At 74.9% G+C, this 11,593-nt stretch carries 10 protein-coding genes; 3 read left to right on the top strand and 7 right to left on the bottom strand.

Features of this window, described 5'->3' with window-relative positions:
- Window positions 1-76: 76 nt before the first annotated feature.
- From mshC to ACFRQN_RS36755, 6 genes are all read right to left on the bottom strand, one after another.
- On the bottom strand, window positions 77-1,306 hold the full coding sequence (gene mshC / locus ACFRQN_RS36780) for a cysteine--1-D-myo-inosityl 2-amino-2-deoxy-alpha-D-glucopyranoside ligase (protein ID WP_049650985.1): 1,230 nt from the start codon (window positions 1,304-1,306) through the stop codon (window positions 77-79).
- Between the two features lie 229 nt (window positions 1,307-1,535).
- Window positions 1,536-2,372, bottom strand: coding sequence for a carbohydrate-binding protein (locus tag ACFRQN_RS36775; RefSeq protein ID WP_049650986.1), 837 nt, complete (start codon window positions 2,370-2,372; stop codon window positions 1,536-1,538).
- Between the two features lie 124 nt (window positions 2,373-2,496).
- Entirely contained in the window at window positions 2,497-3,375 is an 879-nt protein-coding gene (locus ACFRQN_RS36770) for an AraC family transcriptional regulator (protein WP_049650987.1), read from the bottom strand.
- 178 nt (window positions 3,376-3,553) lie between these two features.
- Window positions 3,554-4,351 carry an SCO1664 family protein gene (locus ACFRQN_RS36765; protein ID WP_074002602.1) on the bottom strand — a complete coding sequence of 266 codons (798 nt, stop codon included), beginning with the start codon at window positions 4,349-4,351 and terminating at the stop codon, window positions 3,554-3,556.
- A 44-nt stretch (window positions 4,352-4,395) separates the two neighbouring features.
- Entirely contained in the window at window positions 4,396-4,965 is a 570-nt protein-coding gene (locus ACFRQN_RS36760; protein WP_049650988.1) for a DUF3090 family protein, read from the bottom strand.
- 198 nt (window positions 4,966-5,163) lie between these two features.
- Entirely contained in the window at window positions 5,164-5,856 is a 693-nt protein-coding gene (locus tag ACFRQN_RS36755) for a histidine phosphatase family protein (RefSeq protein ID WP_380744885.1), read from the bottom strand.
- Between the two features lie 161 nt (window positions 5,857-6,017).
- Here ACFRQN_RS36755 and ACFRQN_RS36750 point away from each other — a divergent pair, with 161 nt between their 5' ends.
- On the top strand, window positions 6,018-6,998 hold the full coding sequence (locus ACFRQN_RS36750; RefSeq protein WP_049650995.1) for a magnesium and cobalt transport protein CorA: 981 nt from the start codon (window positions 6,018-6,020) through the stop codon (window positions 6,996-6,998).
- Between the two features lie 51 nt (window positions 6,999-7,049).
- Here the strand turns inward: ACFRQN_RS36750 and ACFRQN_RS36745 are convergent, their stop codons facing one another.
- Window positions 7,050-8,096: an LLM class F420-dependent oxidoreductase gene (locus tag ACFRQN_RS36745; protein ID WP_380744883.1), complete on the bottom strand. Its 1,047-nt coding sequence runs from the start codon at window positions 8,094-8,096 to the stop codon at window positions 7,050-7,052.
- 240 nt (window positions 8,097-8,336) lie between these two features.
- On the opposite strand from ACFRQN_RS36745, the gene ACFRQN_RS36740 reads away from it, so the two are divergent.
- Together ACFRQN_RS36740 and ACFRQN_RS36735 are read left to right on the top strand one after the other, a co-directional pair.
- A complete protein-coding gene (locus ACFRQN_RS36740; RefSeq protein ID WP_074002315.1) occupies window positions 8,337-9,317 on the top strand; it encodes an aldo/keto reductase in 981 nt (326 codons plus the stop codon).
- Window positions 9,318-9,376: 59 nt separating this feature from the next.
- The gene (locus ACFRQN_RS36735) at window positions 9,377-11,584 is read left to right on the top strand and encodes a helix-hairpin-helix domain-containing protein (protein ID WP_380744881.1); all 2,208 of its coding nucleotides are present in this window, start codon (window positions 9,377-9,379) and stop codon (window positions 11,582-11,584) included.
- The last annotated feature ends 9 nt before the right edge of the window (window positions 11,585-11,593 follow it).

Below are 11,593 nucleotides of genomic sequence, written 5' to 3'. Positions count from 1 at the left end.
CGTCGGGACCGCGTGGTCCTGACGCCCCTTCGGCGTGTGGTGCGGTGGCCCCGGCGCCGGGGCTACCGCACCCGGGTCACAGCGCGACGCCGAGCAGGGCGTCCACGGTGCGGGTCACCAGGCCGGGAGCGCCGATGTCGGTGCCGCCCTCGGTCTCCTGCCGGTCCGCCCAGCGGTCGACCGCGGCCAGCGCGGCGGGCGCGTCCAGGTCGTTCGCGAGCGCCTCGCGCACCTCGGCGAGCAGCTGCTCGGCCGAGGGGCCGTCCGGGCGGGAGACCGCGGCGCGCCAGCGGGCGAGGCGCTCGACGGCCTCGTCCAGGGTGCTCTTGGTCCACTCCCAGTCGGCCCGGTAGTGGTGCGAGAGCAGCGCCAGGCGGATCGCCGCCGGGTCGACGCCCTCGCGGCGCAGCGCCGAGACGAAGACCAGGTTGCCGCGGGACTTGGACATCTTGTGGCCGTCCAGGGCGACCATGCCGGCGTGCACGTACGCCTGGGCGTACGGGTGGGCGCCGGTGGCGACCTGGGCGTGCGCGGCGCCCATCTCGTGGTGCGGGAAGGAGAGGTCGCTGCCGCCGCCCTGGATGTCGAAGGACATCCCGAGGTACCGGAGGGCGATGGCGACGCACTCGATGTGCCAGCCGGGGCGGCCGTGGCCGAGTTCGGTGTCCCAGGCGGGCTCGCCCGGGCGGGCGGCCAGCCAGAGCAGGGCGTCCAGCGGGTTGCGCTTGCCGGGGCGGTCCGGGTCGCCGCCGCGCTCGGCGAAGACCGGGCGCATGGCCTCGCGGGTGAGGCCGGAGACCTCGCCGAAGCGCGGGTCGGCGTCGACCGAGAAGTAGATGTCGCCGTCGACGTGGTAGGCGGCGCCGGAGGCCAGCAGCTTCTGCACGATCGGGACGATCCACGGGATCGACTCGACGGCGCCGATGTAGTGGGCCGGCGGGAGCATCCGCAGCGCGGTCATGTCCTCGCGGAACAGGGCCGTCTCGCGCTCGGCGAGGGCGGTCCAGTCCTGGCCGGTCTCGACCGCGCGGGCGAGCAGCGGGTCGTCGACGTCGGTGACGTTCTGGATGTACAGGACGTCGTGACCGGCGTCCCGCCAGACGCGCTGCACCAGGTCGAACGCGTTGTAGGTGGCGGCGTGGCCCATGTGGGTCGCGTCGTAGGGCGTGATGCCGCAGACGTAGATCCGGGCGGTGCCGTCCTGCGGCACGACCTCCCGGACTGTGCCCGCTGCGGTGTCGTGGATACGGAGGGGGAGCCCCTGACCAGGCAGGGCGGGAACCTCGGAGGCGGGCCAGGCATGCATGGAAACAACTTTAACCTTGCGAACATTTGAAAGCCTAACCAGTACGAAAGATCGACTGGATTCGTTTCCAACCGTTGCCCGACAGTTTCCCGACTGGTATTGCACGGATCCGGCGCTGTCGGAACGCGTGGTGTACGCCCCCCGCACCCGGCTCCGGGCATGGGTGAGCGCCCGGTCGGCCCTGCCGCCGACCGGGCGCCCGGCTCCTCGGGTGGAGCGGCCGGAGCCGCTACGACCGCTGCCAGAGGGCCGGCACGTTCGGCGGCTCCCAGCCGGCCATGGCGGTGTGCGCCTGGAGGCAGGTGTAGGAGACGCCGGAGTAGGTCACGCGGTCGCCCGCGTTGTACGAGGTGCCCGCGGCCCAGCTGCCGCCGGGCGGCGTGGTCGGGCCACCGGTGGAGGTGGAGGTCGGGGTGGGCGTGGGGCTCGGCGTGCCCGGGGTCTGCGCCACGTTCAGCACGAAGTCGTAGCTGCCCTCGCGGGTCGACCCGTTCTGCCGGACGTTCATCAGCAGCCGGGCGTCGTAGATGGTGTCCGTGTTGTTGCGCGGCTCGCCCGGGAAGTACAGCTGGGTGGTGACGATCGAGCGGCCGGGGGCCTGGAGCTTGACGTGGATGTGCCGGGTGCGGCCCGGGTAGAGGCCGGGCACGATGGTGTCCAGCTTGTAGGCGCCGTTGGCGTCGGTGAACTGGTGGCCGCGGAAGGTGTATCCGCTGTTGTCGTAGTTGCCGCCGTCGTCGGCCTGCCAGAAGTCCAGCAGCACACCGGAGATGGGCCGGCAGGCGCGACCGAAGACGTAGCCGCTGACGACCAGGCGGGTGCCGGGGCCGTCGTTGACCATCGAGCTGCGCAGCGGGGAGTTGGGCTTGAAGTACGGGCCCTCGGTCTGCTCGATGGTGGGGGCGTCGCCGTCGTGGCACTCGGGGGTGAGGGCGAGCGGCTCGCCGGTGCCGATCTGGTCCCGGGCCAGTGCGACCCCGCCGCCGACGAGCAGCGGGGCGGCCCCGAGCGCGGCGGCGGCCTTGAGGACGGTCTTGCGGCTGATCATGCCGTCGGGCGTGGGCATGCGCCGTCTCCTTATCGTGAGGCGGGGGGTGGGGGCGGCCCTTGCCATGGTGGGGGCATGACAAGGGCCGGACCGGCCGCCCGTCCGTGCGCGCCGGACCGGCCACCGGTGGCCACCAGCAAAGTTACGGGCCGTCCGGTGCGACCGCGATGGACATGATCCGGGGATCGTGGTGATTTCCGTCGACCCTGGACCGGAACTCCCCCGGGGTCATCCCGGTCTCCCGGCGGAAGAACCGGCAGAAGTACGCCGGGTCGACGAAACCCGCCTCCTTGGCGACCTGACGGATCGTCAAATCCGTGCAGGCGAGCAGCCGTTTGGCCTCCAAGGTCTGCTGGCGGCGGATCAGACCGCCGGGCGTCCGGCCGGTGGCCTGCTTCACCAGGGTCTGCAAGTGCCCCGGGGAGACGCCGAGTTCCTGCGCGGTGGAGGCCACCGAGTGCCGCACCCCGCCCGGCCGGGCGATCAACCGGGTGAAGGCGGCGGCCACTTCGGCCGGGCGGCCGGGCACCGACGGGCGGTCGGCCGGGGCGCAGGCGCGCAGCGCCCGGACGATCAGGATGTGCAGGCTGGCCCGCAGCACGCCCTGGTAGCCGGGCCCCCTGGTCCGGTACTCGTACTCCATGTCGGCGAGCAGCGCGGCGACCGCGTCGGCCTGGTCGCCGAGCGCGAGGGCCGGGCGGGTGGCCAGCGCCCGCAGGGCGGCGAGGTCCTGGGGGTGGCCGAGCAGGAAGTCCTCGTTGAACAGGACGACCCGGCCGACCAACTCCTCGGCGTCCGCCCAGTAGTGCACCTGGCCGGGCGTGATCACGCACAACTGCGGTGGCGCCAGCGGCCGGTGGACGAGGTCCAGGACGTGGGCGCCGTGGCCGCCGGTGACGTGGACGATCTCGTAGAACGAGTGCCGGTGGGGGAAGCCGGCCCGGGAGAGCGGGCCGATCGCGTCGAAACTGCCGATGGCGAAGGGGAGCAGCTGGGGCAGCGGGACCTGTAACCGGTGCAACGGCAGGTCCGGCGTGGTTCGGGGGGTGGGGGTCGTCCGTCGCACATCCATCGGAGCAGTGTGCGACCTGTTCCGGGGACAGGTCCAGACCATCTGCCGCCGTTTTCGACGAGCGGTCCGGACCACCGGCGCTCCGGGGCACCGGTTCGGGCACCGGTTCGGACCCGTCGGACCCGGCCTAGACCGGCGGCCAGGGGATCGCGGGCCAGTCCTCGGGCGGCAGCGGGTGCCGGCCGGAGCCGCGCAGCGCGGCCACCCGGGCCCGGGTGGCGTCCAGTTCGGCCGCCGTCAGGTGCGGGGCGAGCCGCTCGGCGAGCTCGCCGTCCAGCTGTTCGGCCAGCCGGGCCAGCACCTCCAGCGCCTCGGCGGGCAGCGGGTCGCCGGCCCAGCCCCAGAGCAGGGTGCGCAGCTTGTCCTCGGTGTTGAAGGTGACGCCGTGGTCGATGCCGTACACCCGGCCGTCGGCGGCCGGGATCAGGTGGCCGCCCTTGCGGTCGGCGTTGTTGAGCACCGCGTCCAGGACGGCGAGCCGGCGCAGCCGCCGGTCGTCGTGGTGCACCAGCAGGGCCGTCCGCCCGCCCTCGACCTCGGCCCGGACGATCGGCAGCCAGCCCGCCTCCGGGCCGCGCGGGTCCTGGAGCGCGAGCAGCGGCTCGGCCGTCGGGTCCGGCTCGACCCACAGCTGCAGCATGCCGGGCCCGTGCGGGCCGTCGCGCAGCACGGTCGGCGGGATCAGCGCCCAGCCGGTCGCGGCGGACAGCTCGTACGCGGCGACCTCGCGGCCGGCCAGCGTGCCGTCCGGGAAGTCCCACAGCGGGCGCTCCCCGGCGACCGGCTTGTAGACGGCCTGCGCGCTCAGCGAGCCGTGCGCCACCGTGCAGTACAGCGCGGCGTTGGAGGCGTCGGTGAGCCGCCCGTGCACCGTCAGCCCGCCCTGGCGCAGCAGCGCGAGGGCGGTGGGCACGTCGGCGGCCAGCGCGGCGGCGGCCGTCGGGTCGGCCTGTGGCGGGGTGTCGGTGTTCAGCGCCGGTAGCCGTTCGCGCGCGGGCACAGGTGGCCCTCCGGGTCGAGCGGCAGGTTGCAGAACGGGCAGGGCTTGCGGCCGGCCGCGACCAGGTCCAGCGCGCGCTTGGCGAAGACCCGGGCCATCGCGCCGGACAGCCGCACCCGCAGCATGTCCGGGCCGTTCTCGTCGTCGGTGAAGGCCGCCTCGGCGGCGTCCTCCTCCTCTTCCTCCTCGACCAGCGCCTGCGCCTCGACCACCAGGCAGGCGTCCACGCTGTCCCAGGCCAGGGCCATGGTGCCGACCCGGAACTCCTGCTCCAGCGGGAGGTCCAGCGGCGCGGTGTCGAGCAGGTCGTTCGGGGCGGCGGCCGGGATGGACGTGTCGCCGCCGCTGCGCCGCAGCGCCTCGTCCAAGACCTCCTCGATGCGCTCGGCGAGCGCCGCGACCTGGGTCTTCTCCAGCAGCACGCTGGTGATCCGGCCCCGGGCGCTGGCCTGAAGGTAGAACGCCCGGGCGCCGGGCTGGCCGACGGTGCCGGCCACGAACCGTTCGGGCTGGTCGTAGAAGAAGACCTGACGGGGCACGCTCTCGCTCCGGATCGTGTCGGTCGGCGCGGTTCCGCCGGGGGGCGGGCCGCGGCCGGATGGACTCGCTAGTCACCCTACGACCTTCGGGCTCCGGCCGGGGAGCCGAGCCGACGGCCGCGGGCGGGGTGGCACCCGGGGAAGCGAACGGTGCCGCCACGGACGGCGCCTCCCCGGACGGCCCGTCGGAGGCGCGGCCTAGACGGTGCCGCCGACCACCGCGTCGCCGGCCGGGGTGGCCGCCGCCGGGCCGGGCCGGGGGACGAGCGAGGCGAGGTCGCCGGTGTCGCCCATCCTCAGCACGAAGGGCCGCTGCGGGGTGTAGCGGATCGCGGTGACCGAACAGGGCTCGACGCTGATCCGCTGGAAGTGGTCCAGGTGCAGCCCGAGCGCGTCGGCCACCACGGCCTTGATCACGTCCCCGTGCGAGCAGGCGATCCAGACCGCGTCCTCGCCGTGCTCGTCCGCGATCCTCCGGTTCCACTCGCGCACCGCGTCCACCGTGCGGTGGCTCAGCTCGCGCAGCGACTCCCCGCCGGGGAAGGCGGCCCCGGCGGCGTGGTCCTGCACGGTGCGCCAGAGCGGCTCCTTGGCCAGCTCGGCCAGCGGACGGCCGGTCCACTCGCCGTAGTGGCACTCCCCCAGCCGCTCGTCCTCGGCCGGCGGCCCGAGCTCGGGCCGGACCGCCAGCAGCGGCTCCAGCGTCTGCCGGCAGCGCTCCAGCGGGCTGCTGACCGCCCGCACCAGCGGGATGCCGGCCAGTCGGCCGGCCAGCGCGGCGGCCTGGTCCCGGCCGGTGTCGTCGAGGTCCACGCCGGGGGTCCAACCGGCCAGGATTCCGGCGGTGTTCGCGGTGGAGCGGCCGTGACGGACGAGCAGCAGGGTGGGCATGGGGTCAGCCTACGGCCTCCGGGCCCGGCCGTGGAGACCGGTTTTACCGCCCGTCCGGCCCGCGGCGGCCGGGTCCGCCACCGCCCCGGCCGCCGGGGGCCGGTGGACCGGAATCCCCCGGATCCGTGCCGGACGGCCCCGCTCGGGTGACAATGGCCCGCATGATCGTCCACTGCGCCGCCTACCACGACGGCCGCCGCATCGAGGCCCCCGAGGACCTGGCCGGCGCGCTCGCCGCCGCCCGCGCGGCCGGTCCGGACGGCTTCGTCTGGATAGGCCTGTTCGAACCCACCGCCGAGGAACTCGACCGCGTCGGCCAGGAGTTCGCGCTGCACCCGCTGGCCGTCGAGGACGCCGTCAGCGCCCACCAGCGCCCCAAGGTGGAGGCGTACAAGGGCTCGCTGTTCGTCGCGCTGAAGACCCTCGGCTACCACCCCGGCGGGCACGTCGTCACGGTCGGCGAGGTGATGGTCTTCCTCGGCCCGGACTTCGTGATGACCGTCCGGCACGGCGAGGACAGCCCGCTCGGCGGACTGCGGGCCGCCCTGGAGCAGGACCCCGAACAGCTGCGCTACGGGCCCAGCTCGGTGCTGCACTCGGTCTGCGACACGATCGTCGACGGCTACATGGACGTGGCCGCGGGGCTCCAGACCGACCTGGACGAACTGGAGGCGGACATCTTCTCCCCCTCCCGGGTCGACCGCGACACCGCCGGACGGATCTACGGCTACAAGCGCCAGGTGATGTCCGTGCGCCGGGCCACCGGCCCGCTGCTGGAGCCGATGCTGGCCCTGGAGCGCGGCGCCCGCTTCGTCCGTCCCGAGGCCGCGCCCTACCTGCGGGACGTCGCCGACCACGTGGCCCGGGTGAACGACCAGGTGGACGGCATGGACCGGCTGCTGTCCGACATCCTGAACGCCAACCTGGCGCAGGTCAGCGTCCAGCAGAACAACGACATGCGGAAGATCTCGGCCTGGGCGGCGCTGGCCGCCGTACCGACCATGATCGCGGGCATCTACGGGATGAACTTCGAGCACATGCCGGAGCTGCACCAGATCTGGGGGTACCCGGCGGTGCTGGTGCTGATGACGGTGGTCTGCCTGGTGCTGCACCGGGTGTTCAAGCGGCACGACTGGCTGTAGCTCCGGTGGTCGGACCACAGGCGGTCGGGCCGCTCGGACACCCGGCCCCGGTCAGGCCAGTCCGGCGCGCTCCAGCGCCTCGACACCGGTGCGCAGCGCCAGGATCCGCTCGTCCAGGGTGAACCCGGCCGGGGCCAGGGTGAGCGTGGTGACGCCCGCCTCGGCGTAGGCCTGCATCCGGTCGGCGATCCGGGCGGTGTCGCCGATCAGCGAGGTGGCGTCGATCAGGTCGTGCGGGACGGCGGCCGCGGCGCCCGCGTAGTCCCGGGCGAGGTACTTCTCCTGGACCTCGTCGGCGGCCTGCTCGTAGCCCATCCGCCGGGCGAGCTGGTTGTAGAAGTTCTTCTCCTTGCTGCCCATGCCGCCGATGTAGAGCGCGGCGTACGAGCGCAGGGCGTCGGCCCCGGCCTTGATGTCCTCGCCGACCGCGAGGTTCACGGTCGGGCAGAGGTCGAAGCCCTCCAGCGTCCTCCCGGCCTTGGCCCGGCCGGCCGTCAGCGGGTCGAGGGAGAGCGCGGCGTGCTCGGGCGAGAAGAAGATGCCGAGCCAGCCGTCGGCGATCTCGCCGGTCAGCTCCAGGTTCCTGGGCCCGATCGCGGCGATGTACAGCGGGATGTGCTCGCGCACCGGGTGCACGGTGAGCTTGATCGGCTTGCCGGGGCCGCCGGGCAGCGGCAGCGTCCAGTGCTCGCCCTCGTGCACCAGGCGCTCGCGGGACATCGCCTTGCGGATGATCTCCACGTACTCGCGGGTACGGGCGAGCGGCTTGTCGAACTTCACCCCGTACCAGCCCTCGGACACCTGCGGGCCGGAGACGCCGAGGCCGAGCCGGAACCGGCCGCCGGACAGGGTGTCCAGGGTCGCGGCGGTCATCGCGGTCATCGCCGGGGTGCGCGCCGGGATCTGGAAGATGGCCGAGCCGACGTCGATCCGCTCGGTCTTCGCGGCGACGAAGCTGAGCACCGTCGCGGCGTCCGAGCCGTACGCCTCCGCCGCCCAGCAGACGGAGTAGCCGAGGCGGTCCGCCTCCTGGGCCACGGCGATGTTGTCGGCGTCCATGCCGAGTCCCCAGTAGCCGAGGTTGATCCCGAGTCGCATCTGCCGCACCTTCCAGTGGGTTGGGGTTGGTCGCGAGGGTAACCGTGCCCGCACCGAACACGCTACTGACGGGTAGGGGTGGATCCGGTCACACCGGTGCTGTTGATCGTTCTGCGGGTCTGCACCTCTCTCCGCGCACCGGCCGCTACGCTCAGCCGACGTGGGGAGCGCTCTCCCCACCTGCGCGTTCACAGGGCCGCCGGGGCTCCCGGGGCCACCGGCCAGTGGAGGGCCCGTCCGATGGAAAAGCGTCACCTCGGCCGTACCGGCCTCCAGGTCTCCCGACTCGGCCTCGGCACCATGACCTGGGGCCGCGACACCGACGAGCAGGAGGCCGCCGAGCAGCTCAAGGAGTTCGTCGACGCCGGCGGCAACCTGGTCGACACCGCCGACGTGTACGCGGACGGCGGCGCCGAGTACCTGATCTCCCGGCTCACCGACAGCCTGGTCCCCCGCTCCGAGCTCGTCATCGCCACCAAGGCCGGCAGCGTCCCCGAGTCCGCCCGCCGCTTCGACGGCTCGCGCGGCCACCTGCTCGCCGCCCTGGACGCCTCGCTGCGCCGGCTCGGCACCGACTACGTCGACCTGTGGCAGGTGCACTCCTTCGATCCGGTGACCCCGGTCGAGGAGACGCTCAGCGCCCTCGACATCGCCGTCTCCTCCGGGCGCGCCCGCTACGTCGGGGTCTGCGACTTCAGCGGCTGGCAGCTCGCCAAGTCCGCCGCCTGGCAGCACGCCCACCACGGGCGGGTGCCGCTGGCCGGGGCGCAGCTGGAGTACTCGCTGCTCCAGCGCGGCATCGAGCGGGAGGCGCTGCCCGCCGCGCTGGACGCCGGGGTCGGCGTGCTGGCCGGCTCGCCGCTCGGGCGCGGGGTGCTCACCGGCAAGTACCGGCACGGCGTCCCGCAGGACTCGCGCGGCGCCTCGCCGTACCTGTCCGGATTCGTCCAGCCCTACCTCGGGGAGCGCTCGCGGCGGATCGTGGACGCCCTCGCCACCGCCGCCGACGGGCTCGCCAGCACCCCGCTGGCCGTCGCGCTGGCCTGGGTCCGGGACCGGCCCGGGGTGGCGAGCGCCCTGGTCGGGGCCCGGACGGTGGCCCAGCTGCAGTCGGCGCTGTCGGTGGAGGCGCTTACGCTTCCGGATGAGATCCGTGGTGCGCTGGACGACATCTCGTCGCCGGTGCACCACTACCCGGACCAGGGGTGGACGGAGCTGTGACCACCGGCCCGGGTCGTCGAGCAGAACCTGCAGTGGAGTGACCTTTGGAGCGGACGACGATGACTGACACGGGGAACGGCGCTCCGGAGGTGACCGCCGGGGCCAAGCTGACCCCGGAGGCGAAGGCCGCGAAGTTCGCGGAGCTGGCCCAGCGGATCCGCGGCATGCAGCCGGAGGACGCCGCGGACCGTGCCGCACGGGCGGGTGCCGCCCGGGCGGAGGCCTCGATGGCGGAAGCCCCGGCTGAGGAGGATCCGACGGAGGAGGCCCCGGAGCCCGGCGGGTCGGAGCCCGGGGAGCCGGAGCCCGGGGAGCCGGAGCCGGCCGCCGCGGCCCCGGTCCCGGCCGCCCCCGTTCCGGCCTCCCCGGTCGCGGCCGCCCCCGTTCCGGCCCGGGTCCCCGCCCCGGCCGCCCCCGCCCCGGTGGTGTCCGACCGGCAGCGCGAAGAGGTGCTCCGCGCCACTGTCGAGGTGCTGACCGCCGGCGGCGCCCCGGCCGACCTGGCGGCCGCCGCCGTGGCCGCGCTCGGTGAGGAGGCGCCCGCACGGCTGCGCGAGGACCCGTGGGCGGTGCTGGGCCTGCCCGGCGTCCGGCCCGAGCACGCGGACGGCTTCGCCCGGGAGCTGCTCGGCGCCGGTGCCGGCCCGGGCGACGAGCGCCGCGCCCGGGCTCTGGTGCCGTGGCTGCTGGAGCAGGCGGCGCTGCGCGGGCACTCCGCCCTGGAGCTGGCCGAGGTGGCGGTCGGGCTCGACCGGCTCCGGATGCCCGAGCCGGCCACCGCGATCCAGGCCTCCGTCGAGGACGGGCGGGTGCTGTCCTTCCAGGAGGAGCTGACCGGCCCCGAGGCGCACGCGGCGGGGGGCGACGAGGAGGACGAGGCGCCGACCCGGACGCTGCTCGCCCTGGCGGGGCTGGCGATGGCCGAGGACAGCCTCGCCGAGAAGCTGCTCCAGCTGATGGCCACCTTCGTGCCGGGCGAGGATGCCGAGGAGGCCGGGGAGGCCGACGATTCCGAGCACGCGGAGCCCGGGGCGGAGGCCGCCGAGGGCTCCGCCCAGCAGCCCCCCGCCGCCCCCGGCCCGGCCGCCTGGGCGGCCGCCGCCGAGGCCGCGTCGTCCTCCTCCGCGACCGCCCTGATCAAGGCCGTCGCCGAGCACGCCCTGGTGCTGCACACCGGCGGCGAGGCGGCCCGCGCCGAGCCGGCCGCGCTGGTCGCCGCCGCCCGCGGCCTCGGGCTGCGGGCCTGGGCCGCCACCTGGACGGACCAGGGCCGGGACTCCCTCGCCGCACTCGCCGAGGCGGGCGCCGGGGCCCCCGTGGTCACCCTCGCCGAGCTGCTCTCCGGCGCCGCCGGCCCCGGCCGCGCCCCGGACGGCACGCTCGCCCTGGACCTGCTCGTCGTGCTGGACGCCCCGCTGCTGGACGTCGACCTGGCCGCCGTCGTCCTGGAGTCGCTGGCCGACGGCACCCGGCTGGTGCTCAGCGGGGACCCGGGGCAGCTCTGGTCGGCCGGCCCCGGGCGGGTCTTCGCCGACCTGCTGGCCGCCAAGGCCTGCCCGGCGGTCGCCTCCCGCACCCCGGACTTCGGCCCGATCGGCGAGCTGGTCTCCGGTGTCGGCATCGGCGAGCTCCAGCCCGTCGAGGCGCCGGACAAGGAGGTGGTCATCCTGACCGCCAAGGACGCCGGCGAGGCCGTCCACCGCGCCGTCCAGCTGCTCACCGACTCCATCCCGCGCGCGCTGGGCATCCCGGCCGAGCAGGTGGTGCTGCTCACCCCGGGCCACGGCGGCCCGGCCGGCACCCGCGCGCTGAACGCCGCCGCCAAGGCCCGGCTCAACCCCGGCCCCGGCCGGTTCGGCGGCTTCGACCCGGGCGACCGGGTGGTCGACTCCCCCACCCCCGGCGTCACCCGCCCGGCCCGGGTGCTGGACGGCGACGCCACCGGTCTGCACCTGGAGTACGCGGACGGCTCGCACCGGACCGTCCCGCCGGCCGAGGCCGCCCGGCTGCGGCACGGCTGGGCGCTGACCGTCCACCAGGCGGTCGGCCGGCGCTGGCCGGGCGCGGTCGTGGTGGTCCCGGAGGACGCCGCCCAGGCGCTCACCCGGCAGTGGGTCTACACCGCCTTCGGCCGCGGCGAGCGGCACCTGTCCGTGGTGCACGCGGCGGGCCCGGCGCTCGTCCAGGCCGTCGCCGAGCGCCAGGCGCAGTCGCGCACCACCCGGCTGCGGGCGGTCCTCGCCGAGAACGCCGCCTCGGCGTACTGACCGGCGTTC

It is taken from the genome of Kitasatospora sp. NPDC056800 (genome assembly GCF_042789775.1).
GTDB lineage: Bacteria > Actinomycetota > Actinomycetes > Streptomycetales > Streptomycetaceae > Kitasatospora.
This window is presented reverse-complemented; position numbering and strand designations above follow the sequence as displayed.